At 59.1% G+C, this 24,769-nt stretch carries 25 protein-coding genes; 13 read left to right on the plus strand and 12 right to left on the minus strand.

The genetic code is table 11. From position 1 onward, the window contains the following. Positions 1-73 precede the first annotated feature (73 nt). The gene (locus tag NOM06_RS12155) at positions 74-1,060 is read left to right on the plus strand and encodes a DUF2860 family protein (RefSeq protein WP_019446216.1); all 987 of its coding nucleotides are present in this window, start codon (positions 74-76) and stop codon (positions 1,058-1,060) included. A 67-nt stretch (positions 1,061-1,127) separates the two neighbouring features. Here NOM06_RS12155 and NOM06_RS12160 read toward each other — a convergent pair whose 3' ends face one another. The 4 genes from NOM06_RS12160 to NOM06_RS12175 form a co-directional block, all read right to left on the minus strand. Then, positions 1,128-1,826: a DUF3334 family protein gene (locus NOM06_RS12160; protein WP_005339098.1), complete on the minus strand. Its 699-nt coding sequence runs from the start codon at positions 1,824-1,826 to the stop codon at positions 1,128-1,130. Between the two features lie 89 nt (positions 1,827-1,915). Beyond that, positions 1,916-2,362 carry an HIT domain-containing protein gene (locus NOM06_RS12165; protein WP_019446217.1) on the minus strand — a complete coding sequence of 149 codons (447 nt, stop codon included), beginning with the start codon at positions 2,360-2,362 and terminating at the stop codon, positions 1,916-1,918. Positions 2,363-2,436: 74 nt separating this feature from the next. Beyond that, entirely contained in the window at positions 2,437-3,078 is a 642-nt protein-coding gene (locus NOM06_RS12170) for a DUF2057 domain-containing protein (RefSeq protein ID WP_255911755.1), read from the minus strand. Positions 3,079-3,149: 71 nt separating this feature from the next. Then, positions 3,150-4,049 carry a LysR family transcriptional regulator gene (locus NOM06_RS12175; protein WP_019446219.1) on the minus strand — a complete coding sequence of 300 codons (900 nt, stop codon included), beginning with the start codon at positions 4,047-4,049 and terminating at the stop codon, positions 3,150-3,152. Between the two features lie 97 nt (positions 4,050-4,146). Between NOM06_RS12175 and NOM06_RS12180 the strand changes: the two genes are divergently transcribed. Further along, positions 4,147-4,749: a short chain dehydrogenase gene (locus NOM06_RS12180; protein WP_019446220.1), complete on the plus strand. Its 603-nt coding sequence runs from the start codon at positions 4,147-4,149 to the stop codon at positions 4,747-4,749. A gap of 126 nt (positions 4,750-4,875) precedes the next feature. On the opposite strand, the gene NOM06_RS12185 is transcribed toward NOM06_RS12180, so the two are convergent. From NOM06_RS12185 to dapA, 3 genes are all read right to left on the minus strand, one after another. Then, positions 4,876-5,979 (minus strand): phosphoribosylaminoimidazolesuccinocarboxamide synthase, encoded by a 1,104-nt coding sequence (locus NOM06_RS12185; protein ID WP_234928384.1) that lies wholly within the window; start codon positions 5,977-5,979, stop codon positions 4,876-4,878. Positions 5,980-6,146: 167 nt separating this feature from the next. After that, positions 6,147-7,274, minus strand: coding sequence for an outer membrane protein assembly factor BamC (bamC, locus tag NOM06_RS12190; RefSeq protein ID WP_005349235.1), 1,128 nt, complete (start codon positions 7,272-7,274; stop codon positions 6,147-6,149). Then, on the minus strand, positions 7,267-8,154 hold the full coding sequence (dapA, locus tag NOM06_RS12195) for a 4-hydroxy-tetrahydrodipicolinate synthase (RefSeq protein ID WP_255911756.1): 888 nt from the start codon (positions 8,152-8,154) through the stop codon (positions 7,267-7,269). Before dapA ends, bamC begins: the two co-directional genes overlap by 8 nt. A 205-nt stretch (positions 8,155-8,359) precedes the next feature. Here dapA and NOM06_RS12200 point away from each other — a divergent pair, with 205 nt between their 5' ends. The 3 genes from NOM06_RS12200 (at position 8,360) to NOM06_RS12210 (ending at position 10,046) form a co-directional block, all read left to right on the plus strand. Continuing rightward, complete coding sequence (locus NOM06_RS12200) at positions 8,360-8,893, plus strand: glycine cleavage system protein R (protein WP_005349229.1); 534 nt, start codon at positions 8,360-8,362, stop codon at positions 8,891-8,893. Between the two features lie 24 nt (positions 8,894-8,917). Next, complete coding sequence (bcp, locus tag NOM06_RS12205; RefSeq protein ID WP_005358255.1) at positions 8,918-9,382, plus strand: thioredoxin-dependent thiol peroxidase; 465 nt, start codon at positions 8,918-8,920, stop codon at positions 9,380-9,382. Positions 9,383-9,545: 163 nt separating this feature from the next. Continuing rightward, positions 9,546-10,046, plus strand: a complete 501-nt coding sequence (locus tag NOM06_RS12210) for a YfbU family protein (protein ID WP_019446223.1) — start codon at positions 9,546-9,548, stop codon at positions 10,044-10,046. A gap of 59 nt (positions 10,047-10,105) precedes the next feature. Here the strand turns inward: NOM06_RS12210 and yfbV are convergent, their stop codons facing one another. Further along, positions 10,106-10,546 (minus strand): terminus macrodomain insulation protein YfbV, encoded by a 441-nt coding sequence (gene yfbV / locus NOM06_RS12215; protein WP_005339116.1) that lies wholly within the window; start codon positions 10,544-10,546, stop codon positions 10,106-10,108. Positions 10,547-10,850: 304 nt separating this feature from the next. Here yfbV and NOM06_RS12220 point away from each other — a divergent pair, with 304 nt between their 5' ends. The 5 genes from NOM06_RS12220 (at position 10,851) to NOM06_RS12240 (ending at position 17,603) form a co-directional block, all read left to right on the plus strand. Beyond that, on the plus strand, positions 10,851-12,053 hold the full coding sequence (locus NOM06_RS12220; RefSeq protein WP_005349210.1) for an acetate kinase: 1,203 nt from the start codon (positions 10,851-10,853) through the stop codon (positions 12,051-12,053). A 54-nt stretch (positions 12,054-12,107) separates the two neighbouring features. After that, positions 12,108-14,288 carry a phosphate acetyltransferase gene (gene pta, locus NOM06_RS12225; RefSeq protein WP_005339119.1) on the plus strand — a complete coding sequence of 727 codons (2,181 nt, stop codon included), beginning with the start codon at positions 12,108-12,110 and terminating at the stop codon, positions 14,286-14,288. 377 nt (positions 14,289-14,665) lie between these two features. Beyond that, positions 14,666-14,986: a ComEA family DNA-binding protein gene (locus NOM06_RS12230; protein WP_111900685.1), complete on the plus strand. Its 321-nt coding sequence runs from the start codon at positions 14,666-14,668 to the stop codon at positions 14,984-14,986. Between the two features lie 95 nt (positions 14,987-15,081). Beyond that, the gene (gene galU, locus NOM06_RS12235; RefSeq protein WP_111900684.1) at positions 15,082-15,993 is read left to right on the plus strand and encodes a UTP--glucose-1-phosphate uridylyltransferase GalU; all 912 of its coding nucleotides are present in this window, start codon (positions 15,082-15,084) and stop codon (positions 15,991-15,993) included. A gap of 212 nt (positions 15,994-16,205) precedes the next feature. Next, positions 16,206-17,603: a peptide MFS transporter gene (locus NOM06_RS12240; RefSeq protein WP_255911757.1), complete on the plus strand. Its 1,398-nt coding sequence runs from the start codon at positions 16,206-16,208 to the stop codon at positions 17,601-17,603. A gap of 74 nt (positions 17,604-17,677) precedes the next feature. Here the strand turns inward: NOM06_RS12240 and NOM06_RS12245 are convergent, their stop codons facing one another. After that, entirely contained in the window at positions 17,678-18,649 is a 972-nt protein-coding gene (locus NOM06_RS12245; RefSeq protein ID WP_144713690.1) for a response regulator, read from the minus strand. A gap of 240 nt (positions 18,650-18,889) precedes the next feature. Here NOM06_RS12245 and NOM06_RS12250 point away from each other — a divergent pair, with 240 nt between their 5' ends. The 3 genes from NOM06_RS12250 to NOM06_RS12260 all read left to right on the plus strand — a co-directional run bounded on the left by NOM06_RS12250 (position 18,890) and on the right by NOM06_RS12260 (position 21,284). Beyond that, entirely contained in the window at positions 18,890-19,588 is a 699-nt protein-coding gene (locus tag NOM06_RS12250; protein WP_255911758.1) for a DnaT-like ssDNA-binding domain-containing protein, read from the plus strand. 71 nt (positions 19,589-19,659) lie between these two features. Further along, on the plus strand, positions 19,660-20,514 hold the full coding sequence (locus NOM06_RS12255; RefSeq protein ID WP_005341142.1) for a DnaA ATPase domain-containing protein: 855 nt from the start codon (positions 19,660-19,662) through the stop codon (positions 20,512-20,514). Between the two features lie 134 nt (positions 20,515-20,648). Next, complete coding sequence (locus NOM06_RS12260; RefSeq protein ID WP_255911760.1) at positions 20,649-21,284, plus strand: NAD(P)-dependent oxidoreductase; 636 nt, start codon at positions 20,649-20,651, stop codon at positions 21,282-21,284. Positions 21,285-21,394: 110 nt separating this feature from the next. On the opposite strand, the gene NOM06_RS12265 is transcribed toward NOM06_RS12260, so the two are convergent. The 3 genes from NOM06_RS12265 to NOM06_RS12275 are packed head-to-tail and all read right to left on the minus strand — an operon-like array spanning position 21,395 to position 24,749. Continuing rightward, positions 21,395-22,591, minus strand: a complete 1,197-nt coding sequence (locus tag NOM06_RS12265; protein ID WP_255911763.1) for an ABC transporter permease — start codon at positions 22,589-22,591, stop codon at positions 21,395-21,397. After that, positions 22,591-23,745, minus strand: a complete 1,155-nt coding sequence (locus NOM06_RS12270) for an ABC transporter permease (protein ID WP_255911765.1) — start codon at positions 23,743-23,745, stop codon at positions 22,591-22,593. Before NOM06_RS12270 ends, NOM06_RS12265 begins: the two co-directional genes overlap by 1 nt. Next, positions 23,745-24,749, minus strand: a complete 1,005-nt coding sequence (locus NOM06_RS12275; RefSeq protein ID WP_255911768.1) for an HlyD family secretion protein — start codon at positions 24,747-24,749, stop codon at positions 23,745-23,747. Before NOM06_RS12275 ends, NOM06_RS12270 begins: the two co-directional genes overlap by 1 nt. Between the last annotated feature and the right edge of the window lie 20 nt (positions 24,750-24,769).

Here is a 24,769-nt window from a genome sequence, read left to right on the forward strand (position 1 = left end):
GTTGCCATTAAGGTTTTTTCTTTATACTCACCGGCCGAAAAAATTCACCACCATTTAATTTAGGAGTTATCCGATGCGCAATACCACCTTGCTGGGCCTGGGCCTGCTGGTCGCAAATAGTGCTTATGCTGATTTGGGTGAAATTCCCAAGGAGTCTGGCTGGTCCGGTTTCCTGCTTGGCGGGGTCAGTGTCATCAATTACGAATCAAATTTTTATAGCGGTGATGATGAAAACCGCCGCCTGAGCGGACTGGGCAGTGCCGAGAGCAGCTCCGCCGTTGCCCCGCTGCTCAACGCCGATATCCGCTATACCTTTGCCGATACCCGCACCCAGGTCTTCCTCGGTAACCTGATCCAGGATGCCATCCGTTTCGACTTCACCCAGCAGCTCGGTATCCGTCAGGAGATGAGCGACAAGGGCATCGTAGCTGGCTCCGTGGTCTTTAATGCCATGCCGACCGAGCAGTGGAGCGATCCCTTCGCGGTGGGTGTCGACCGTCAGTCGACCGATATCAAATCAAAAGGGGTGCGCTTCGCCTGGGACAGCATCTGGGGTAGCAACTTCAATGGTAGCCTGACCACCCGCAACATCGAGGTGGATGAGGAGCGCAGCGGCAGCCAGTACGGCGCCGATACAGCAGCCAAACTGGATCGCAACGGCAAGATCCACGCCCTCGACCTCTCCTACAAATGGCAGCTGGCACCCGGTCAGATGCTGGAGCCAGCCTTTATCTACCGTCAAGCCGATCTGGATGGCAGCGCCCAGAGCTACAAAAGCAACGGCCTGCAGTTGACCTACGGCATGCGCGCTTCCCAGTGGTCTTTCGTCAGCAACGCCTATCTGGGGCAGACCAAATATGATGAGGCCAACCCGATCTTTGGCCAAAACGCCGACTCCGACGAGTTTGCCCTGACCGGTACCTTCTTCTGGCACCGCCTGTTCGGTATTGCGCCGCTCTCCGCAACCTTTACCGCTGGCTACGCCAAGTCCGATTCCGACATCAACTTCTACGATTCTGAATCCGTGATGTTCAACACCGGCCTGCTCTACAACTTCTAACAACGGTTGTTCGCACCGATACAACAAGGCCACCCGAAGGTGGCCTTGTTGCTATCCGGCGATTGACTCAAATACCCAGGGAGTCGAGTAGATCGTCGTGATCGTTGGCAACCGGGGCCGCAGCCTGAGCCGGCTTGGCGGCATCCTGCTTGGCCTGGGCGATCAGCGCATCGGGATCCAGCTCCTCGTGCTCCATCCCCTCATTGTGGATGCGGATGAACTCGGTTTTGTCCATCGCCAGCTCCAGATAGAATATGTTGTTGCGGGCGGTGAAGAAGGTGACGCGGCGGGACTCCGGGCTGTCGAGATTGGTATCGACGCTCAGCATCACCTGCTTGTTGAGGGCCAGCATCTTCGGCTGGTTCTGGGTGATGTGGGTCTGCAGATCCCGACCCACCTTGACGGTGAAGCTGCCGACGATCTGGTTCATCAGCTCGCCCATCACGTTGCTCACCTCGTCAGAGGTGTGGGAGATGGCGAGATCCTCCTTGGAGAGTCCCATGCTCAGCATGTAACTCTCGTACAGCTCCATGGCGGCGGCGGCGGAGAAGTTGATCACCACCAGACCGGAAAAACCGCCATCGAACAGCACGAAACAACCGATATCCGGCTTGAGGCAGGTCTTGCTGATCCGCTGCACCATGCCGGAAAACCGCACCTGACTCATGGTCGCGGCACTCAAAACGTCCGTCACCGAGTTGCACAGGCTGAGCAGCACATCCTCTGTGGTCAATACGGCATCGTCATCGGATCTTGTCACTATCATGGGACCTTCCTGAACATCGAAAATGGGCTTATCTATACCATAACTCTAACAGATGGCGCGGCCCGGAGACTGAAATAGCGACACGCCTCTCAGTTGACTCCGTTATCAGCAGCCACAGGGGTGAAACCGCTCAGCTTGGCGAGCCGGGCACGCCATATATCGGCCTGCTGCGCCAAAACTTGTGGCTCATAAGGCACGACCGGATGAGCCCCCCAGATGGGGCCGGGCCAGGCACGATCCGTTGCAAAGCGGGCGACATGGTGAAGATGGAGTTGCGGCACCAGATTGCCCAGCGCACCTATGTTGATCTTGTCCGGGCTGAGGGCCTGCTCCATCAGGGCGGCGACGGCGCAGGACTCCTGCATCAGCTGTTGCTGCTGCTCCGGAGCCAGATGGTGAATTTCCCGCAGGTTGGCTACTCGCGGTACCAGGATAAGCCAGGGATACTGGCTGTCTTTGGCCAGCAAGACACGGCAGAGGGGCAGCTCCCCGAGCCACCTAGTATCTGCCTGCAGGCGTGAATGCAATTCAAACATGAAAACCTCGTTGAGTACGATGAACAGAGCGCCTGAAAAAAGGAGTGTCCACGTTACTGCAACGGGCAGAAAACTTAAAGCTGTGGCACGGCCCAACCGATAAAGCGCTTGCGCAGGGCTGGGTCTGCCTGGAGGAACAACTGCTGCAACTGCCCTTCCAGCTCGTTGGCAGCCACAACAGGTTGAGAGCCGCCAGAAACTGCATTGACTGACGGAGCCGCAACCACTTCCGCTGTCAGCGCCGCCTTGCCGCCGCTGCGGTTGTATTCAGCCAGTTTGCCGTTCCAATCCACCCCAAGCAGCATGCCGCTGGTCACCAGCGCGTCCTGCTGGATGGCAAGCGCGCGGCCATTCTCCTGCAACGCCACCACAGGAGCCTTGGCATAAGCCTGCATCCCCCGCTCGTCTCCCGGTACGCTGGCCGTCAGCTGCAAATGCTGATTGCTGCCCTGATAGCGCACCACCTGCGGCTCGGAGCGTACCTGCCGATCATTCTCGCTGCTGCTGCGACTGGGGATCACCCCCTCGAAGCGCACCAGCAGTTGCTGCTCGCCATCCGCCAGGGTGGCATGCTGCTCATCCTGCAAGGTGCCGTTGCTCACTGCGAGGATGCGGAAATTCTCCGGCACCTTCACGTCCACCATGGCCTGTACACTGCTGGCTCCCAACACTGCACAGAGCAGCACAAAACCGGTCAACCCTCTATTACTCTTCATTCCCGCTGATCTTCCTGATGCCGATGATGGGCGCAGGGTAGCAGCCGAAGATGACAGAAAAATAACGCCACTCAGAGCAGGTAGTGGGGTCGCTCGGCAAACCACTGGGCCAGCACCTGCTTGAACAGCCGGATCTTGCGTGGCACCCGCCGCTGCTGGGCATGCAGCACATGAAGCTGATGCAGGCCGCTCTGCCACTCATCGAGCACGGTCACCAGCTCTCCTGCCATCAGCTGCGACTCCACCAGCATCAGCGGACACTTGGCATAGCCCATACCGGCACGCGCCAGTTGCAACACGGTACTGTAATGGTTGGCCCGCACCTTGCCCTGCACCAGAATGTGGGCCTCCTCCCCCTCACGGATAAAGTGCCACTGCTCCCAGGCCGGATTGTGCCCCTGCAACAGGCAGCTGCGCCCGCTCAGCTCATAGGGGGTGGCAGGACGCCCCTCCCGCGCCACCAGTCCGGGGCTCGCCACCACCACATCCTTGAGCCGCCCCAGCGGCAGGGCCACCAGATTGTCCGGCACTTCGCTCATGGCGCGCAGGGCGATGTCGTTCTCTCCCTGGCTCATGTCGACCATCTGGTTGGTGAAGTTGAGCTCCACCTCCACTCCCGGGCAGAGCGCGGCAAAGCTGGTCAGCAGCTCGCTCACCATCCGATCGCCGGTGCTGACCGGGCAGGTAAAACGCAGGCGGCCACAATCCTCTTCGGTCAGCGCCTGAATATCTTGCTCCGCTTGCCGCGCCAGCGCGAAGATCTCCCCCGCCTGCTGATAGAGGGTCTTGCCCGCCTCGGTCAGACTGAGGCGGCGGGTGGTGCGCTGCAACAGTTGTGCATTGAGGGAGGTCTCCAGCGCGCTGACATGGCGGCTCAGCATCCCCTTGCTGACCCCCAGCGTATCGGCAGCAGCCGAGAAACTGCCGCGCAGCACCACTTCGTAAAAGCTGGCCAGATGGGCGATATCCATCATTAGCTCCAATATGGAAACAATGGGTTTATTTTACGCGCTTTTTCGCATTTTCTGTTGCGCTAGAATCGATACATCCCAACCAGGAGTGATGCAGATGAAAATTGTGATTGTGGGTGCCTCCGGCACCGTCGGCTCCGCGGTCAGTGAACTGCTTGCCAAAGATCATCAGGTGATCCGGGTCGGCCACAGTCGTGGCGATGCCACGGTCGACATGCGCGATCCCGCCTCCATCAAGGCGCTGTTTGCCCAAGTAGGCCAGTTTGATGCGCTGGTGGTGGCCAGCGGCAGCGTGGCCTTTAACGGCCTGACCGAGATGACCGACGAGCAGTGGCAGGTGGGACTGGAGAGCAAGCTGATGGGCCAGATCAACCTGACCCGAGCCGCCATTCCCTATCTGACTGACAAGGGTTCCATCACTTTGATCAGCGGTATTCTGAGCGAGGAGCCGATCAACTGGGGCGTGAGCGCCAGCACAGTCAACGGCGCCATCGATCACTTTGTGAAAGCGGCCGCCTGCGAGCTGCCAAGGGGCCTTCGCATCAACGTGGTGAGCCCCACTGTGCTGGAGGAGTCAATGGACAAATACGCCGACTTCTTCCCGGGCTTCGTGCCGGTGCCTGCCGCCAAGGTAGCGCACGCTTACAAGAAGTCGGTGCTGGGCATCCAGACCGGTCAGGTGTTCAGGGTCAACGGCTGATCGCCGCCCGCTAACCGCCAGACCAGCAATAAAAACGGGCCCCGAAATGGGGCCCGTCTGTTTATTTGCTTCTATCTTTCGCCACCAGCAAACGTTTGTTTCTAGGCAACAAAAAGAGAGCAACCCTTAGTCGATCAGACCGTACTGATCGCGCAGCACCTCGATGATCTCCTGCTTGGGATTGGCAGAACGCGCCAGCTTGTGGCCGATGATCTTCTCGGCGATCCCGACGTAGGTGTTGGAGATATCCATCATCACTTCGGTCGGCAGCTTGTTGTCGCGGGCCAAGGCGAAACGTTCCGGCATGCGGTTCTTGTTGAGCAGAATGTCCGGATCCGGGAAGTGGTTGAGCAGCCACTGACGGAAACCCTCTTTGGACTTCTCGACAATCTGACCGTCGCGCAGGGCCGCGCCATCCCAGATACGGGAGCTGTCGGGGGTGCCCACTTCATCCATGTAGATCAGCTTTTCGTTGCCAGCGGCATCGTGGACATAGCCAAACTCGAACTTGGTATCGACGAAGACCTGATCCAGCCCGGCCAGTGCGTCGCTAATGACGTTGAAGCCCTCTTTGAGCAGCACTTCGTAGCGGTCGATGTCGGCCGGTTTGCTGAAGTTAAAGCCCTTATAATGGCGCTCGATATCGGCACGGGAGACGTTGACGTCATCGGCTTCCGGCACGCCATCCAGCCCTTTCAGTACGCCCTTGGTGGAGGGAGTGATGAGGATCTCCGGCAGTTTCTGATCCTTTTTCAGCCCTTCCGGCAGGGTGATGCCGCAGAACTCGCGCTCGCCATCCTTGTAGGCACGCCACATGGAGCCGGTGATGTACTGGCGGGCAATCGCCTCGATCATCACCGGACGGGCTTTTTGCACGATCCAGACGAAGGGGTGCGGAATATCCAGAATGTGGCTGTCGGCCAGTCCCTTCTCCTTGAACAGCTTGAACCAGTGGCTGGAGATAGCATTGAGCGCCGCGCCCTTGCCCGGCACGCCGTTCAGGCCATCCACACCTTGCCAGATGCAATCGAAGGCCGAGATGCGATCGCTGATCACCATGAGGGCGAGGGGCGCATCGGCCGGCACATCATAGCCTTTCTCTTTTATGAGCCGGGCACTGTCTTCGGGGGTCAACCAGTAGACGCTGCGCACTTTGCCGGAATGGACAGGTTTATCGGTACGGATCGGCAAATCGTCATTCACCGCCAATACTTGATCTGCAAGACTCATGGCTAATAACACTTCCTGTTTGTGGGGGGTAAACATCGCGAGTCCCTCACCTGCGCGCTCTGTTTGCAACGGGCTGGCAAGGGGGCTCGCATCATCGAAAACCGCTCGGAATCCCCGCGTTTTCAGGGGGATTTTGATAACAAAACAGGGGCACAAGGCCCCTGTATTTATTCTGCTTTTGCTGCTGCCTGATCGGCCAGCCCCTTGGCGAACGCCTCGGACAGGCTGATATACATCTGGGAGATAACCCCGGACGATACCGGCTTCTTGTCCTTGTCGAACAGGGTGATGGAGGTCTTGCCTCCCGCCATTTCGCCAAGCTGGAAGCGGTATTTCTCCTCCTCCAGTTTGAACGGCTCGCTCCCTTTCGCCTTCCAGAACTCGGCACCCGGCTCTTCGTACTCGACGTCGATCCAGCCCAATGACTGCTGGGTATCCTTGATGGTGAAACCGTAAGCGGGCAGTACCTGGTTGAGGCGACGCCACACCTGATCAAAGGAGCCTTCGGCAATCCAGGCGCTCAGTTCGTTGTTATCCAGACCCAGTTGCAGACCCATGCCATCGTTGGACTTGTGCTGCTCGCGGGCTTTCAGCTGGCTGTCGTAATAGAGCGAGAACTGGTTCAGCACTCGCGCGGCATAGCGCTGGGCATCGGCTGGGGTCAGCTTGTTGCTGGTCTCGCCGTCGATGGTCTCTTCGTGATCCAGTACCCGGACCGACATGTTGACGGCGTGGCGCTGGGCATCGTTGCGCACGGTGAACTGGTAACGCTGACGGATTTTGAAGTCTTCGTCATCTTCACCCCAGCCATCGAGGGCGACTGTGTTGTCAAACCAGCCGGTCTGCAATACGCCATCCTGCTGATCCAGCTTCTCGGTGGTGACCTTGTATTTGGCCAGGAAGTTCATCAGGAACGACCAGGTATCGCGCTCCACGCTCTGGCTGGTGCTCAGGGCATAGAAGGCAACGGTCGGTTCGGTTGCACTCTGCACCACCTGACTGCCCGGTACCACGGTCAGCAGCTGGGCGGGCGGGCGCACATCGACCTGGGCGCCGAGGGCACCTTCACGGCTGCTCTCGGGAAGCGGCGGAATATCGTACTGGCTGTTGAAGGTGGGGGCGCTCAATCCTGCGGGGATCAAGAACGCGCGGCCCTCGAGGCGGGCATCTTCATAACCGAAGTCGCGGTTGGCCATTTTGCGATCCTGGGGGGTGCTGCAACCGGCCAAGACGGCCACAGTCGCAACGCTCAGCACCAGACGGGCTCTATTTCCCTTTCCATTAGATTTAAACACTCGCCATCAACTCCGCTGTGGTCAGTGCTCGCGCCATCAGCTGTTCGCCCTCGGGGGTGAGGTCGACAAGCGGCAGGCGCAAGGTGGCTGTTGCAATCAACCCCAGTTGGGCACAGGCCCATTTCACCGGGGTGGGGCTCGGTTCGCAGAACAGAGTCTTGTGCAACGGCATCAAGAGATTGTTGATGTCATGCGCCTGCCCGGCATCACCGGCCAGCGCAGCACGACACATGTCGGCCATCTGGGCCGCTGCAATATTGGTGGTGACCGAAATCACGCCATCGCCACCTTGCAGCATAAAATCACAACCAGTGGCATCGTCGCCACTGTAGAGAGCAAACTCCGGCCCGCACAGCTCGCGCAGCAGCGGGGTGCGGCTCAAATCGCCGGTTGCCTCTTTCAAACCGATAATGCCGGGAACCTTGGCCAGACGGGCCACGGTCTCCGGTTTGAGATCGCAACAGGTGCGACCGGGCACATTATAAAGAATTTGGGGCAGACCACTAGCCTCGGCGATCGCACAATAGTGGCGATAGAGACCTTCCTGAGTGGGCTTGTTGTAGTAAGGAGTCACCGAGAGGCCCGCCACCACGCCGGTTTTGGCCAGTCGCTTTGCCAATTCAATGGCATGGGCAGTATTGTTGGAGCCGCAACCGGCGATGACGGGAATGCGTCCGGCGGCACACTCAACGGTCTTTTCAACGACGGCGATATGCTCCTGCTCGCTCAGGGTCACCGACTCCCCTGTGGTACCCACCGCAACAATGGCGCAGGTCCCGGCGCTGACATGATAGTCGACCAGTTTGGCCAGACTGGCCCAATCGACTTCACCTGAAGCCAGCATGGGGGTAACGAGCGCAACAATACTACCGCGTAACATGGACTTTTCTCCCGATTTTCAGGGGCGTAATGGTAAAGCTGACCCCTTTGAAAAACAAGGGAGAGAGGGGGCAAGCCGTGATACCATCCGGGACAAAAAGTAATGAACGAAAGTCGGCAGCGTCCCTCAGGGAGTGGTCATCAGGGCCGGAGGGTTGGCTTGCCAGCGCGGCTTTCGCAACGAAATAACGGACGAGAGAAGATTTATGACTCACTACCTGGTCGTAACGGCCATCGGCACGGACAGGCCTGGCATCGTCAATGAAGTGACCCGCCACGTCAGTGGTTGTGGTTGCAACATTGTGGACAGCCGCCTTGGCATCTTCGGCAATGAATTTACCTTTATCATGCTGCTCTCGGGCGACTGGAACAGCATGATGCAACTCGAAATCAGCCTGCCCCTGCGTAGCCAGGAGTGGGATCTCATCACCATGATGAAACGCACCGAACGCCATCAGTCCCTGCAGTATGACGTCCGTGCCAGTGCCGACCTGTTGATCCGCGACGAGCCCGGCATCGTAAGCCAGTGCACCCAGTTCTTCAGCGAACATGGCTGGAACATTCAGGCGATGCAATCCATGACCCTGGAGCAGCAGCCGTTCAACCTGCTGAAGATCAGTTTTCAGCTCAATCTGGCCAGAGAGGGTGAAGTGGAAGGTTCGCAAACCGCCTTCGCCGAATTCTGTCGTCAACTGGGTGCCGAATCGTTCGAGTTTATCGTCAATCGCAAACACGCCTGAGGGCGTTTTACCCGAGGAGACCCCATGCAACCACTACAAGCTGGCAGCCCCGCCCCCGATTTCTCCCTGCCCGACCAGAATGGCAATCAGGTCAGCCTCGCTGGCCTGCGCGGCAAGAAGGTGCTGGTCTATTTCTACCCCAAAGCGATGACCCCCGGCTGCACCACCCAGGCCTGCAGCCTGCGTGACGTGAACGCCGAGCTGGCCGCCCTCAATGTGGTAGTGCTCGGTATCAGCCCGGATCCGGCCAAACGGCTGAAAAAGTTCGAAGAGCGGGACCAGCTCAACTTCACCCTGCTGGCTGATGAAGACCACGCTGTCGCCGATGCCTTTGGCGTCTGGGGCCCGAAGAAGTTCATGGGCAAGGAGTATGACGGCATTCACCGTCAGAGCTTCCTGATCGACGAAGAGGGCAAGATTGCCCACCACTTCGACAAGTTCAAAACCAGCGATCACCATCAGGTGGTACTGGATTTCCTCAAGGGGTAATCCTCCCCTGCGTTATTGAAAGGCCTGCCATGCAGGCCTATTTTGTCTGCTCAGCCGTCCCTTGCCAGCGGATTTTTCTCACCAACTCCCCCGCCCAGATCAAAAAATTCATTTTATATATGGGTTAACGTGGCCCCAGAATCATCTTCCAGCGAGATATCCCATGAACATGAGCAACACTGAGCGTTTGATCCTGAGCAACCAGTACGAAATTCTGGCGAAACTCAATCCGGAGAAAGCGGACGTCTACCAGCGCGCCAGCACCATCATCGAGCGCGGCTACTGCCTGCAGATCCTCGAGCTGGAGAAGAGCTTCGGCCATCTGGATCTGGCGACCTGCCAGGAGGTAATCGACACCCTGGAGCTGCACCACGCACTGGCCATCTCATGGGGCAATCTGGATGCGGCCGATCAGGGCGAGATCAACGCCAGCCGGCTGGAGTTCAACGGCTACAGCCGCAGCCAGGAGCGTGAGCTGGCCGACTACGTCTGCTTCCTGCTGGAGGTGGACAAGCGTTTCCCCGAGCTCAAGTGCCCGTGCGACGAGCTCTCCAGCGACATCGCCATGCGCGACAAATACCAGCGGATGCTGACTGTATGGCGTCAGTGCCCTCGTCAGTACAAGCTCTCCATCCAGGAGATCCGCAAGGTACTGGCGGCCTGATCCGCACACCAACCGCAACAAAAAAGGCGCCACTGGCGCCTTTTTGCATCTGAAACGGGTTATTCGTAGAGAAAGGATTTATCGAGCTGCTGGAAGGCGGCCTTGAGGGTATCGGCCAGCTCTTCATAGCGCGGCTGAGACACCAGCTGACGACGGCCACCCTGCTCGTTCATCTTGCCGTTGATCTCCCGATACCAGCTCGCCAGCGACGGGGGCAAACGGGTGTCGGCACGCTGGCCAAGCCAGTAGTAGCCCTGCAGCGGCAAACTGAGCAGAAACAGCACGGAAGTGATGACGGAGGGCCAGTAGTGCAGCTCGCCAAACTGGAACTGCAGCATCACGCTCAGCACCGCCAGCGCGGGGATCACCTTGAGGGCGAACTCGGTCGCCTTGATCACCCGATTTTCAGGAAACATCGAATTGAGCTCGGGACGGCGCGGCCAAAGCGTCATATAATGGCGGCCTTGCTGTAACTTAGTTCCAAAAATGTTCATGCTCATACTACCTCCGAGCGCTTTTTGAACGTACCAACGGCAAAACCTCGACAAAATTTGATGCAAAGTAACAAAGGTTGAGGATGACTTTGTTATTTTTCAACAATCGGGTTATCCTTTGTACGCCCATTTTTGCGTCAAAAGCTTCTTGCTATTGACCTGTCAGGGACGTCTGGATTTCGGGTCTTGTATCACTATACAAGGGGCAAGCAACAGATTGCCAACCCTCATAAGGATAAGTTGAAAGTTTTTGGCCGCACCGCGTCCAACGCATCCGCCTACACAACCCAATCTGCGATAGGATTTATTCATGAGTAAGCTGGTTCTTGTTCTTAACTGTGGCAGCTCTTCCCTGAAGTTTGCCGTCATTGACGCAACCACCGGTGATGACCTGCTGTCCGGCCTGGCCGAGTGCTTCAACCTCGACGATGCCCGCATCAAGTGGAAACTGAATGGCGAGAAAGGCAGTGCCGATCTGGGCGCGGGTGCCGCTCACCAGGAAGCGCTGGACTTCATCGTCAACAAGATCCTGCCGCTCAATCCGGAACTGTCCAAGAACCTGATCGCCATCGGTCACCGTGTTGTTCACGGTGGCGAGCGCTTCACCTCTTCCGTTGTCATCTGCGAAGACGTGATCGCCGGCATCGAAGCCGCCGTTCCGTACGCACCGCTGCACAACCCGGCTCACCTGATCGGTATCCGTGAAGCTCGCCGCGTATTCCCGGCGCTGGCTGACAAGAACGTGGCCGTATTCGATACCGCGTTCCACCAGACCATGCCGGAAGAAGCCTTCCTGTACGCCCTGCCGTACAAGCTCTACAAAGAGAACGGCATCCGTCGCTACGGCGCTCACGGCACCAGCCACTACTACATCAGCCTGGAGGCTGCCAAGCAGCTGAACAAGCCGGTTGAAGAGCTGAACATCATCAACTGCCACCTGGGCAACGGCGGTTCCGTCTGCGCCATCAAGAACGGCAAATCTGTTGATACCTCCATGGGCCTGACTCCGTTGGAAGGTCTGGTGATGGGTACCCGTTCCGGTGATCTGGATCCGGCCATCATCTTCTTCCTGCACGACAAGCTGGGCATGAGCGTGGCCGATATCAACACTATGCTGACCAAAGAGTCCGGCCTGCAGGGTCTGACCGAAGTCACCTCCGACTGCCGTTTTGTTGAAGACAACTACGACAGCAAAGAAGAAGCCAAGCGTGCTATGGACGTTTACTGCTATCGCCTGGCCAAGTACATCGGCGCCTACGCTGCCGCCATGGACGGTCGTCTGGACGCCGTTGTTTTCACCGGTGGTATCGGTGAAAACTCCGCCCCAATCCGTGAAATCACCCTGAACAAGCTGGGTCTGCTGGGCTTTGACGTCGATCACGACGCCAACCTGAAGGCTCGTTTCGGCAAGGGTGGCGAGATCACCAAGGCTGGTTCTACCAAGGCCCTGGTTATCCCGACCAACGAAGAGTGGGTTATCGCCCACGACGCGCTGGAACTGGTCGGCGCTTAATTGACGCAGTAACTCGAGGCCGCCCACAGGGCGGCCTTTTCCTGATCCCAAAAAATGAACAAGGGGTATAAAGTGGCACGCACTATTATGCTTATCCCGGTCGGCACTGGTGTCGGCGTAACTTCCGTGAGTCTGGGCGTTGTTCGCGCCATGGAGCGTCACGGTGTCAATGTCAGCTTCTTCAAACCGGTTGCCCAGCCGCGTCCGGGTGAAACCGGTGCCGAGCGCTCAACCGCCGTTATCCGCGCTGCTGCCAACATCAATCCGCCCGAGCCCTTCACCCTCTCCTACGCCGAGAACATGATCAGCTCCAGCAACACCGATATCCTGCTGGAAGAGATCGTTGCCCGCTTCGAAGAGCACGTGAAATCCAGTGGTGCCGAAGTGCTGGTTGTCGAAGGTATGGTGCCGACCGACAAGCAGCCCTTTGCCAACAAGCTGAACTACGACGTCGCCAAGGCGCTGGATGCCGACATGGTATTCGTGACCCACCCGGGCCATGACTCCAGCCAGAAACTGAAAGAGCGCATCGAGCTGGCCTGCTCCAACTTCGGTGGTGTCAACAACCCCCGCATCGTTGGTTGCGTGATCAACAAGGTTGGCGCGCCGGTTGACGAGCATGGCGTAACCCGCCCTGACCTGACCGAGATGTTCGAAGCCCATCACCACGCTTCCGACGCCGCCCACAACCTGGAAGTGCTGCAAGTATTCGGCAAGAGCCCGCTGCGCATCCTGGGTTGCATCCCCTGGAACACCCAGCTGATCGCCCCGCGCGCCAAGGATCTCGCCAAGCATCTGGCCGCCAAGATCCTGCACAAGGGTGAGCTGGACAGCCGTCGCCTGCAGACCGTAACCTTCTGCGCCCGCTCCATCCACAACATGGTCGAGCACTTCCGTCCGGGCAGCCTGCTGGTCACCTCTGGCGACCGCTCTGACGTCATCGTCTCCGCCTGCCTCTCCGCCATGAACGGCGTCAAGCTGGGCGCCCTGCTGCTGACCGGTAACTATCATCCGGAGCCGCAGGTCATGGCACTGTGCCAACAGGCCATGGCCACTGGCCTGCCGATCATGATGACCGGTACCAACACCTGGCAGACCGCCGTCAGCCTGCAGAACTTCAACGTCGATATTCCGGAAGATGACCGCGAGCGTATCGAGCTGGTACAGGACTACGTCGCTGGCCACATCGACAAGCACTGGATCGAGTCACTGACTGTCAGCTCTACCCGTTCCCGTCGTCTGAGCCCGCCGGCATTCCGTTATCAGCTGACCGAGCTGGCCCGTCAGGCCAACAAACGTGTCGTGCTGCCGGAAGGTGACGAGCCGCGCACCATCAAGGCTGCCGCCATCTGTGCCGAGCGTGGCATTGCCCGTCCGGTGCTGCTGGGTAACCCGGAAGAGATCCGTCGCGTTGCGGAGCAGCAGGGTGTTGTTCTGACCGATCGCGTCGAAATCATCGATCCGGCCGTTGTGCGCGAGCGCTATGTGCCGCGTCTGGTCGAGCTGCGCAAGAACAAGGGCATGACCGAAGTGGTTGCCCGCGAGCAGCTGGAAGACAACGTGGTACTGGGTACCATGATGCTGGAGCGCAATGAAGTTGACGGCCTGGTATCCGGCGCGGTGCACACCACTGCCAACACCATCCGTCCGCCGATGCAGATCATCAAGACCGCTCCGGGCTCTTCCCTGATCTCCTCCATCTTCTTCATGCTGCTGCCTGACCAGGTGCTGGTCTACGGTGACTGCGCGATCAACCCGGATCCGACTGCCGAGCAGCTGGCCGAGATCGCCATCCAGTCCGCCGACTCCGCTGCCGCTTTCGGCATCGAGCCGCGCGTAGCCATGATCTCCTACTCCACCGGTACCTCTGGCGCCGGTGCCGATGTAGAGAAAGTGCGTGAAGCGACCGAGCTGGCCAAGGCCAAGCGCCCCGACCTCATCATCGACGGCCCGCTGCAGTACGACGCGGCCATCATGGAGAACGTGGCCAAGTCCAAGGCACCGAACTCACCGGTTGCCGGTAAAGCCACCGTGTTCGTCTTCCCTGACCTGAACACAGGTAACACCACTTACAAAGCGGTGCAGCGTTCCGCTGACCTGGTCTCCATCGGCCCCATGCTGCAAGGCATGCGCAAGCCGGTCAACGACCTCTCCCGTGGCGCCCTGGTTGACGACATCGTCTACACCATCGCCCTGACCGGTATCCAGGCTGCACAGGCTGACGAACAAGCCTAATCAGTGCCTGTCTGAAAAAACCGATCACAAAGGCTGCTCACCCCAGGTGAGCAGCCTTTTTTATTGGTTCTCTTTTGAAGACCAGTGAAACATGCCATCAGCGCAGTGTTGCACAGAATAATGCCATGTGATGTGCCAGAAATGTCTCGAGCGTAGCGCTGCGGGAAAGCGTGCCCGCCACCTTAAAGATGTATCTAAAATAGATTCAAGATCATACGGTTGGATTTATGAGGGCATTCATAGTGAAGCGCTTATAGCAAATATTTCGCCATCGGCATGAGGATTTGACCTGTTAGAAATAACAGTGAAAAAGACCCGTTCGATACGCTATTCATCAATGTGCCACTCGGCAATATCCACATCATGGAGGAATGGAAATGCTGATGAAGAAGCTCTCTGCTGTCATGCTGCTGGCCTGCTTGCCCCTGTTCAGCCAACCTGTGCTGGCCGTAGATAAGGCAGCGCCCAAGCAAACAACCACGACCGCGGTTGCCAAGGAGTCCGGCAAGCTGAATATCAATACCGCCACCCTTGCCGAACTCACCAGCCTGAAAGGGATTGGTGACAAGAAGGCACAAGCCATCGTCGACTATCGGGAAAAACAGGGAAAGTTCACCTCGGTCGATCAGCTGGCGGATGTCAATGGCATTGGCCCGGCCACGCTGGAAGCCAACAGGGACATGATAATAGTCAAATAAAGTCGAATGGATCAGTTGCAAATGGGGCAGCCTGTGGCTGCCCCATTTTTCTTGGGGTATGATTGCCGCACTTTAATCCCGCTGGATAGTTTTCCATGAAAAAGACTCCTCTTGTTGTTCGTAAGGCCGTGCTCCCGGTAGCCGGTCTGGGTACCCGTATGCTGCCAGCCACTAAGGCCATCCCGAAAGAGATGTTGCCGGTGGTCGACAAACCGCTGATCCAGTACGTAGTGCGCGAAGCCATCGCCGCCGGTATCAAGGAGATCGTGCTGGTCACCCACTCGAGCAAGAACTCCATCGAAAACCACTTCGACAAGAGTTTCGAACTGGAAGCGACCCTCGAGAAGCGAGTCAAGCGTCAGCTGCTGGAAGAGGTGCAACAGATCTGCCCGAAAGACGTCACCATCATGCACGTCCGCCAGGGTGAGGCCAAAGGTCTGGGCCACGCGGTGCTCTGCGCACGCCCGCTGATCGGTGACAACCCGTTTGCCGTGCTGCTGCCGGATGTACTGATTGATGAAGTGGCCAGCGACCCGAAAAAAGACAACCTGGCCGAAATGGTGCACATGTTCGAAGAGAACCAGATCAGCCAGATCATGGTGGAAGCGGTTCCGGAGAGCGAAGTGGACAAGTACGGCATCGCCGACATCAAGGGCGAGGCCCTGAGCGAGGGGATGTCCCTGCCGATGCAGGCGATTGTCGAGAAGCCGCCCCGTGACGAAGCCCCCTCCAATCTGGCGGTGGTGGGTCGTTACGTCCTCTCCTCCAATATCTGGCCGCTGCTGGAGAAGACCCCGGCCGGTGCCGGTGACGAGATCCAGCTGACTGACGCCATCGCCATGCTGATGGAGCAGGAGCAGGTCAACGCCTACTTCATGAAGGGCAAGAGCCACGATTGCGGCAGCAAGCTGGGCTACATGAAAGCCAATGTGGAATATGGTGTGCGCCATCACGAGCTGAACGGTGAATTCATCGGCTGGCTGAAGCAGTTCGTCAAGCAGTTGTAATCGCTGATAAATCTGTTTTTTATAGACGTATTTAAGGGGCATCAAATGATGCCTCTTTTCATTTTTGCAACAAAAAATCAATCAAGAGTAAATAAACTCTCAGCAAATCATAATGTTGTAATTTATTCACACATGCTCTATAAGGATTGAGGCATGTTTCTCGCCCTTGCATAAAAAACTCAAAAAAATATAAGACACAGGTGGAAGTTCCAATGAATAACCCGTCAAAAGGGACCTTTTTAGGTCACCCTAAAGGGCTTTTTTTGCTCTTTAGTACCGAACTGTGGGAGAGATTCTCCTATTACGGCATGCGTGCCGTACTGGTGCTCTATCTGACCGACCTGACTGCCAACGGCGGTCTGGGCTGGAGTCAGGCAGATGCCCTCAAACTCTACGGTATCTATACCGGCCTGGTTTATATCACTCCGCTGATCGGCGGCTGGCTGGCAGACACCTTCCTGGGTCAACGTCGCGCCATCCTGATCGGTGCCGTGCTGATGGCCGCAGGTCAGTTCACTCTGGCACTGCCCCACGCCATGTTCCCGGATATGGTCAACACCATGTTCTACGCGGGCCTCGCGCTGCTGATCGTGGGTAACGGCCTGTTCAAACCGAACATATCCACCATGGTGGGTGACCTCTATGAAGAGGGCGATCACCGCCGTGATGGTGCTTTCACCATCTTCTACATGGGTATCAACCTGGGTTCCCTGCTGGCAGGTGTGATCTGTGGTGCTGCTGCCACCGCCTACGGCTGGCAAGCCGCCTTCGTCGGCGCCGGTATCGGTATGCTGCTCTCTCTGGTGATCCAGGCCACCATGGCCCAGCGTTTCCTGGGTGACATCGGTCGCGTCACTGCCGCCCAGCGCGCAGCCGCCCTGCGTACTACCGAGCAGAAAGCACCGCTGACCAAGCAGGAAGTGGATCGTATCAAAGTTATTCTGGTACTGGGTCTGTTCACCATCATCTTCTGGGCCGGTTTCGAGCAGGCCGGTGGTCTCATGAACCTCTATACCCAGGAGTACACTGACCGCATGATCGGCAGCTTCGAAGTGCCGACCGCCTGGTTCCAGTCCCTGAACCCCTTCTTCATTATCACCCTGGCACCGGTCGTTGCGGCCATCTGGATCAAGCTCGGCAAGAAAGAGCCGAACTCTCCGGTGAAATTCGCCATGGGTCTGCTGTTCCTGGCTATCGGCTTCCTGTTCATGGTCGGTGCCGTGCTGCAGCAAGGTGGTGACCAGACCGTCAAGACTTCCATGTTCTGGCTGGTAGGTGCTTACCTGTTCCACACCCTGGGCGAGCTCTGCCTCTCCCCTATCGGCCTCTCCATGGTGACCAAACTGGCTCCGCTGCGTCTGGCTTCCCTGATGATGGGCGCCTGGTTTGGCTTCGTTGCCTTGGCCAACTACGCTGCGGGCTTTATCGGCTCCTTCGTGGGTGAAGCCGGTCCGATCGCCATCTTCGGTGGCATCGCCCTGGCGGCGGTACTGAGCGCCCTGATCCTGCTGACCATGGCCAACCGCCTGGTTTACTGGATGCACGGTGCCGAAGGCCCGGCCAAAGAGCCGCAAGCTCAAGAGAAAAAACTGCACTCCGCCGCCGTCTAAACGGTCAGGATTGTAAACAACAAACAGGGCGCCCATCGGCGCCCTGTTTGTTTTGGCCTGTTTATCAGGCGGCATCAGTGATGACGAACCTGCACATCCAGCGAGCCGCCGCTGTCACTGCGAAACTGCAGGGCAAACGGTTCATGCCAGCTGCGCTTGTGCAGGGCATAGTGGCTACTGCGCATCAGACCAAGGGGCAAGCCACCGGAGCGCATCAACCAGTGGGGAGAGGTGAGCCCGGCGTTGGCAAACACCAGCCCATCATGCTGATCAAACAGCAGCGCCGCCATGGCAAAAGAGTGGCGAAGCCCGGATGCCATCAACTGATGGTTGAGGTAGTCGAGCAACCGGTGCGGCTGGCTCAGCAACCGGCTCTCGTTCTGCTGAAACTGGCGATAGGGGACGTTCATCAAGGATCGCACCAGCGCACCACAAAATGCCGCATCCGTACCCATGATCGGCAGCTCCATCACCAGCACCAGCAGCTTGTCTTCCACCTTGAAGGTATCTGGAATAAACAACTGCCCCAGCCCCTTGAACGTGACCTGCCAGGGGCCCCACTCCTGCAAGCCCGGCGGCTTGAGCCCAGCCAGCAGGCGGCTGGCCGCCTTGTCATGGGCACTGAAATAGTCGATGTGATCCATCAGCTCCAGTTGCTGCGCCCGGTTGCCGCTGCCGTTGAGACACTGCTCGATACTACGCTCGACCAGCGCGTAATCCTCGAGGGGTTTGAGCAGATAGTCCCGCGCACCGGCACGCAAGGCGCTGGCGACCGCCTCCATGGTGCTCTGGGCCGAAATGACGATAACCGGAATATGGGGATAGCGCGCAGAGAGGCAGGCGATCACCTCGTGGCCATCCATATTGGGCATATTGAGATCGCAGAGCACCACATCGGGATGATAGAGAGCCGCCGCCGATAGCCCCTCAATACCATCTTCGGCCTGAAACACCGTTGCCCCGTCCCGTGCGAGGTAACTCACTAACGAGTGGCGAAAAACGGCCTCGTCCTCCACCACCAGGATCCGTAGCCCGGCTTTTGACATCTTGATAAAGCTCTTATTAGTCAATTGGTTATTTAGGTATTAAGACTAGCTCAAAAGTGCGGTCAGCGCGGAAACCCTGCGTCAAAAGTAGACCTCGATCATACGAAGGCATCAAGAGAACCCCATCTGCCCGCGCAGCTTTATTCACTCGGGTGGCCCCGTGACTGCGACCGCCATCCGAATTGTGCAAGTGGGCGCCATAAGGGATAATGCCCCCCACTCCAGCTCGTGAAGAAGACCATGACCCCAGCCGAATACAGCGCCCTTGCCCACCCCAGATTGTCCCATCCGGCTCGCAGTCTCTATACCCTGCAGCTGCGCCGACTGGTGCTGGAAAATCAGGCGGCCAGGCTCAACTATCCCGAGCTGGGTCGGGCGCTGGCGGTGGCCGATCCGGGTGATCCCTGCGGCTTCTCGTTTCAGGTCAATGCCCGCCAGCTCACCGAGCTGTTCGATGAACTGATGGAGGCGGGCCTGCTGCAGGTCGAGGCTCAGCCCGAGAGTGAGCACTACCATCAGTGCCCGTTCCAGTTGCCACTGCTGACCCAGAAATTGCGCAGCCCGCTGCCGGAACGCCCCTTCCAGATGCATCTGCAGTGGCGCCCGGACGAGGAGCTGCCCGCCCTCGCCCGTCTGTGCGGGGTGATCGATGCCAGCTATAGCGAAGAGGATCTGGGGGAGTTTATCGCCTACTGGCTGGGGCGCCCCGAGGTGTTCGACTCCCAGCATCAATGGATGCTCAAGTTTATTCGCGCCCTCAAGACCCGCCGCTACACTCGTCGCAAACCGATGGAGGTGCAAGGCTACCAGCAGGTGACGCCGGCTCCGGCAGAGTCAGGCCCCAGCAAACGGGCCCAACAGATGATTGAAGAGGCCAAGAGACTGGCACAACAGCAGACGCAAGAACCCGCACCGCAGCAGGAGCCGGATAATGATTGATAGCGGCCCCCGCCTGCAGGCAAAATCAACCCCTTGTCTACCCATCCCTGATCGAGCAGAAGGAGCATTCAATGACTGACCCGCAAGATCCCCTGCGCCAGGAGCTGGAAGAGATCGAAGCCAAGCGCCAGAAGATCGCCAAGGCCAAGCAGGATCACCGCATTCACGACCCGGAATTGAGCCGCCATGTGGGTGGCCTGCTGGAGCGCATTCGTCGCCTGCAGCAAGAGACCGGCGGCGGCCAGTATGACTACGAGACCCTGCGCAAGGAGTACGACGCCAAGGCCAATGCCGAGGTGCGCGAGCTGCAGAAGGCGGCTCGTCAGGAGCGGATCCAGAAGCTGATCGCCCAGGCCGACCTCAACCCTGACTGGGTATTCGACAAGATGGATGCCGGTGACCCGGCGCTGCAATACCCCATCGAAACCGCCCGTTACTTTATCAGCGGTTTCGAGCACTGGGAGAAGAGCGGTGGCGGCTGCATGCTGATCTACGGCGACTACGGCACCGGCAAGTCAACCTTGGCGGGTGCGGTAGCGCACGAGCTGATCGCCCGTCACCAGAAATCGGTGATCTTCCAGCAGTGGGCATCCATCGTCGATCGCCTCTTCTTCAACGTGATCCCCGATCAGGACGAGCGCAACCAGTACCGCCGCGCGCTGGAAGAGGTGGATCTGCTGATCATCGATGAGGTATCGGCCAACCGCGCCAAGATGGCGGAGAGTCAGTCCAGCTTCCTCGGCCACCTGTTGCGCCGTCGTCGCAACCTGTCAAAAAGCGTCATCATCATCACCAACCACACGCCCCAGACCTTGCATCAGGCGATCGGTGATTTCAGCTATGAGGCGATCAAGGCATTCAATCCGGTGGATATCCACCTGAGCGGCCCCAGCCGTCGCCCCAGCATCGGCAACTACAACGGTTGATCCCCTCTCAAAGAGTGCGAGTCGCTGGCGGCTCGCACTCTCTCCTTACTGCCAACTCACAAATAGAAACAACTCTCATTTACAGCAAGCGAACAAGTCACTAGGCTAGCCCCTTTTGCCAAGGGATCTCATTTATGCCAACCACACTGATTTTCGGAGCCAGCCGCGGGCTGGGCCGCGCCTTTACTCACCACGCCCTGAGCCAGGGTCACCGGGTCGTTGCGCTGGTGCGCAGCCCCGAGATGGCCATGGAACTGAGTGCGCTGGGAGTTGAGGTGATCGAAGGGGATGCGCTGGATCCGGCTGCGGTGCAGCAGGCATGTGCCCGAGCGGGACAAGATGCACAGGTCGTCTCTACCCTCGGCAGCTTTCGCCAAACAGTGCCAGTGGACTATCAGGGCAACCGCCATGTAATCGATGTCATGGAGCAGGCTGGCCTGAAACGGCTGCTGCTGGTCACCTCCCTCGGCTGTGGCGACAGCTGGCAATATTTGCCGCAGCGGGCCCGCGCCGCCTTCGGTCATGAAGTGCGTCTCAAGAGTCTGGCGGAGAGCTGGCTGCAAACCAGCGCCCTCGCATGGACCATTCTGCGCCCGGCGGGCCTTCAGGATGGCGACGCCACCGGCCGCGCCGAGCTGAGTCAGGGCAAGGAGGTACACGGACTGGTACGCCGCGCCGATGTGGCCGCCCAAGGGCTGCGCCTGCTGGCGGATGAGACGGCAGTGGGGCAGATCTACGCCATCGGGGATCCCACGCTCCAGCGCGGCTAAAGCAGCAGTAAAATCGCTCATACCCACCACATACCAAAACGGTCAGCCCAAGGGCTGACCGTTTTCGCTTTACCGCACACGCTATCTCACGGGCGCTTGCCCTATCCCGCTTAACCGGCAGTCGTCTCACTCTGTACGACCGGCTGACTGGCCACCGGCAGTGACTGCTGCCGCCAACGCAGCAACAGGCAAGCCAGCACGCCGTAGAGCAGCGCCAGTCCCCATAGCTGCCACCAGTAGCGGGCAACCTGCGCGAAGGCAGCCCCCATCTGGTTGAGGCGCAGAAAACCCTCGATACCGGGGATAGTGGGCACCCACTGAGCCAGCCAGTTGAGAGGCGCCGGGATCAGCTCGAGCGGCCAGATAAAGCCCGCCAGAAAGACCAGCGGCAGGGAGGAGATCAACACCACCTGAGTGGGCAGATCGCGCCGGGTAAAGATCGCCCCCAGCACAATACCGAACCAGCAGGTCGCCAGCAGGAACGGCAGGGCGAACAGCCATAGCTGCACAGGGTCTGCATGACGAGCGATATTGTAGTGATCGAAGCAGAAGCCGAGGAAGTAGCTCACCGGTAACAGAAACAACCCCGCCAGCACCAGGGTTCTGGCCAGCAGCAGCGGCAACACCGGCGCGCTTTGCCAGTAACCGTGCTCGCCGCGACAGCTGCGCTGGTTCTGGGTCGCCCCCAGGATCCCCGCCCCCATCAGCAACACCTGATGGAGGATCAGCACGAACACCGCCGGCACCACGTAATTCACATAGCCCATGGTGGGGTTGAACACCGGTACCACGTTGAGGGCCACAGCATTCCAGCCCATGGCTGCTTGTGGCAGTGCCTCGCCGTGGCTCAACAGCCGCGCCACCTTCACCTGCGCGGCGAGAGTGCCACCGGCCTGCGCCAGTCCTTCGGCAATGGTGCCGTAGACCAGAAAGTAGGAGGCATCACCGGCATAGCTCAGGGTGACGCTCTTGCCCAGCATCAGATCCCGATAGAAGTGGCTGGGGATATGCAGGATGCCGCTCGCCTCCCCGGCCATCATCAGCTGGCGCGCCTCGGCCAGCGAATTGGCCCGCGCCACCAGCTTCACCTGCGGCGTGGCATCGGCCATAAACTCCAGCTGACGGGACAACTGACTGCCATCGTCGTTGACCACCACCACCGCCTCTTCCCGCGGCAGCTGATGCAGATAGGGCTGGGGATAGAGAAACGAGTAGAAGATCACCCCGCCAAACAGGGTCAGCATGATGGCGCGATCCGCCAGCAGGGTGCGCAGCTCTAGGCGCAACAGATCGACAAATCCCAGCATCACTCAGGCTCCTTTTCGGCGCTCGCCACTGCGGCTGATTGACGGGCCAGCTCGGCCTGCTGCTTGTAACGGCGTACCACCAGCAGCAGGGGGAGCAGGAACAGTAGCAGCGCCCCCAGTTGCGGCAGCGCCGATGCGAGGGGCAGACCATAGTTGCTCTGGCCAATCTGCAGCTCCACATAGTGAGAGACCGGCAACAGGCTGCGCCAGAAGCGGGCGAAATCCCCCATGGCGCTCACCGGAAAGGTGACTCCCATAAAGGCAAAACCTGGCGCAGTGTAAGCCCCCGCCAGCGACAGAGCGCGGGCTGGATCCCGGATGATGCCGTAGAAAAAGGCCCCCATGGTGACGCAGGCGGCCGAGGCAAGCCCCAGCCCCACCAGCAATACCAGCCAGCTACCGTGCATGGGGTAGGAGAAGCCCTTGAACAGCAGCAGTGTCCAGACAATCCCCCAGCCCCAGCCAATCAGCACATGGGGCAGCAAGGTACGCCACAGGCCAAACCAGACCCCGCGAGTGGTCCAGTCCAGCCCCAGCCGATCGGTACGGGCCAGCGCATTGAGGCCGAACAGCACCACCAGGATCTGCCACACCGCTGGCAGAATGGCACTCAGCAGAAACTGGGCGTAGCTGGAGTTGATGTTATAGAGTGCAGTGACCTGACTGCTGATGGGCACCGACTGCCCGAGTGCGCCGGGTAGCGCCTTGCCGTCAGCCATCGCCTCCAGCACGCCCACCTGACCGTTAAGAGTGCCTACCACCTGCGCCAGCGCAGAGTTGACCAGCTTGGCGATGAGGATGAACTGGCCGTTGTTGAACACCGTCACCTGCGGCTGGGTGCCCTGACGGGCATCACGCTCCAGATGGTTGGGGATCACCACCAGCGCATAGATGTCGCCACCGCGCAGGGCGTGGGCACCAGCATCGATGGAGTCAAACTGTTGCGCGACCTTGAGCCCCGCAGAGCCATCCAGCGAAAAGGCGAGCTGGCGCGAGAGCATGCTGTGATCGAGATCCACCAGCCCCACCTTGAGGTCGCGGGCCAACCCTGCCGAGAAGATCCAGCAGAGGATCCCCATCAGCAGCAGCGGTACCCAGCTCATCAGGGCACGGCTGAACGGATCCTGCCACAGCAGCCGAAATTCACGTCCCATCAGAGTTCAACCAGCACACTCATGCCAACCCGTAGCCCCTCAACCGGTTGCAGCGGGCGAGCCTCCACCTGGAAGCTCTTCATGTCGAAGCCTTGACGGGTATCGGTGGCACGCCAGGTGGCAAAATCCCCCATCACGGCCACATGGGTCACCTTGAAGCGCACCATCTGATCGCCAAGGCCAGGGATGCGGGCATCGAACTCGGTGCCAACCGGGAAGCGGGGCAGCAGATCCTCGCGCACATGGAACTGGGCCCAGGCATCGCTCATATCGAGCAGGGTCACGACAGGGAAGCCTTGCGGCGCCAGCTCACCGCTGCGCAGCAGCACCTGGCTTACCTCGCCTGAGTGGGGGCTGGTGATGCGGGTGTCGGCCAGATAGGCCTCTACTTCGGCCACGGAACCGGCCGCCATCTTGGCCTTCTCGCGAGCGGCGATCTTGGTCTCTTCCCGCGCCCCTTCCAACGCCATCTGGTACTGCTGCCACGCCATCCCTTCGCTGTAGCGAGCGGCTTGCCAGGCGGTCCAGGCCTCGTCGCGTTTTTGCAGCGGCATTACGCCGTCGCGGTGCAGACTGGCAACCCGCTCATAGGTCTTGCCACGCAGCTGGGCGGCAGCCTTGGCTTTTTGCCACTGATCCTTGGCGGCAGCGATCTGTTGGGCACGGGCCCCTTTCTCCGCCTCTTGCGCCAACGCACCCGCTGCAGCCTCACCGGCCTTGGCCTGGCTCAACTTGGCTTCAATCTCGGGGCTCGCCAGGGTAAAGACCAGCTGATCCTTGGTCAGCAGATCGCCCTTTTTAACCAGCACCTCGTCGATGCGACCCGGCACCTTGGAGGAGACCGAGTACTGCTGCGCTTCAATCTGCCCTTGCAGATGCACCGGCTCGGGCTGATAGGCGAGCCAGAAGCGCCAGCCGAGCCAGACCACCAGGATCACCAGCGCCAATGGCAACAACAGCGGTTTACCCTGGCTCATCTTCTTTTTGATGGGGGGATGGCTCATCACTTCACCTCGACAAACGG

The organism is Aeromonas sp. JL9 (assembly GCF_024436075.1).
GTDB classification, from domain to species: domain Bacteria; phylum Pseudomonadota; class Gammaproteobacteria; order Enterobacterales; family Aeromonadaceae; genus Aeromonas; species Aeromonas veronii.

Coding starts and splice junctions, on each gene's coding strand:
- NOM06_RS12260 (WP_255911760.1), top strand. CDS start 20,649: ATGCCAACCACACTGATTTTCGGAGCCAGCCGCGGGCTGGGCCGCGCC.
- yfbV (WP_005339116.1), bottom strand. CDS start 10,546: ATGAGCATGAACATTTTTGGAACTAAGTTACAGCAAGGCCGCCATTAT.
- bcp (WP_005358255.1), top strand. CDS start 8,918: ATGCAACCACTACAAGCTGGCAGCCCCGCCCCCGATTTCTCCCTGCCC.
- NOM06_RS12270 (WP_255911765.1), bottom strand. CDS start 23,745: ATGGGACGTGAATTTCGGCTGCTGTGGCAGGATCCGTTCAGCCGTGCC.
- NOM06_RS12275 (WP_255911768.1), bottom strand. CDS start 24,749: ATGAGCCATCCCCCCATCAAAAAGAAGATGAGCCAGGGTAAACCGCTG.
- NOM06_RS12170 (WP_255911755.1), bottom strand. CDS start 3,078: ATGAAGAGTAATAGAGGGTTGACCGGTTTTGTGCTGCTCTGTGCAGTG.
- NOM06_RS12265 (WP_255911763.1), bottom strand. CDS start 22,591: ATGCTGGGATTTGTCGATCTGTTGCGCCTAGAGCTGCGCACCCTGCTG.
- NOM06_RS12200 (WP_005349229.1), top strand. CDS start 8,360: ATGACTCACTACCTGGTCGTAACGGCCATCGGCACGGACAGGCCTGGC.
- NOM06_RS12240 (WP_255911757.1), top strand. CDS start 16,206: ATGAATAACCCGTCAAAAGGGACCTTTTTAGGTCACCCTAAAGGGCTT.
- dapA (WP_255911756.1), bottom strand. CDS start 8,154: ATGTTACGCGGTAGTATTGTTGCGCTCGTTACCCCCATGCTGGCTTCA.
- NOM06_RS12230 (WP_111900685.1), top strand. CDS start 14,666: ATGCTGATGAAGAAGCTCTCTGCTGTCATGCTGCTGGCCTGCTTGCCC.
- NOM06_RS12165 (WP_019446217.1), bottom strand. CDS start 2,362: ATGTTTGAATTGCATTCACGCCTGCAGGCAGATACTAGGTGGCTCGGG.
- NOM06_RS12210 (WP_019446223.1), top strand. CDS start 9,546: ATGAACATGAGCAACACTGAGCGTTTGATCCTGAGCAACCAGTACGAA.
- NOM06_RS12175 (WP_019446219.1), bottom strand. CDS start 4,049: ATGGATATCGCCCATCTGGCCAGCTTTTACGAAGTGGTGCTGCGCGGC.
- NOM06_RS12220 (WP_005349210.1), top strand. CDS start 10,851: ATGAGTAAGCTGGTTCTTGTTCTTAACTGTGGCAGCTCTTCCCTGAAG.
- NOM06_RS12155 (WP_019446216.1), top strand. CDS start 74: ATGCGCAATACCACCTTGCTGGGCCTGGGCCTGCTGGTCGCAAATAGT.
- NOM06_RS12160 (WP_005339098.1), bottom strand. CDS start 1,826: ATGATAGTGACAAGATCCGATGACGATGCCGTATTGACCACAGAGGAT.
- NOM06_RS12245 (WP_144713690.1), bottom strand. CDS start 18,649: ATGTCAAAAGCCGGGCTACGGATCCTGGTGGTGGAGGACGAGGCCGTT.
- galU (WP_111900684.1), top strand. CDS start 15,082: ATGAAAAAGACTCCTCTTGTTGTTCGTAAGGCCGTGCTCCCGGTAGCC.
- NOM06_RS12185 (WP_234928384.1), bottom strand. CDS start 5,979: ATGAGTCTTGCAGATCAAGTATTGGCGGTGAATGACGATTTGCCGATC.
- NOM06_RS12250 (WP_255911758.1), top strand. CDS start 18,890: ATGACCCCAGCCGAATACAGCGCCCTTGCCCACCCCAGATTGTCCCAT.
- pta (WP_005339119.1), top strand. CDS start 12,108: ATGAACAAGGGGTATAAAGTGGCACGCACTATTATGCTTATCCCGGTC.
- NOM06_RS12180 (WP_019446220.1), top strand. CDS start 4,147: ATGAAAATTGTGATTGTGGGTGCCTCCGGCACCGTCGGCTCCGCGGTC.
- NOM06_RS12255 (WP_005341142.1), top strand. CDS start 19,660: ATGACTGACCCGCAAGATCCCCTGCGCCAGGAGCTGGAAGAGATCGAA.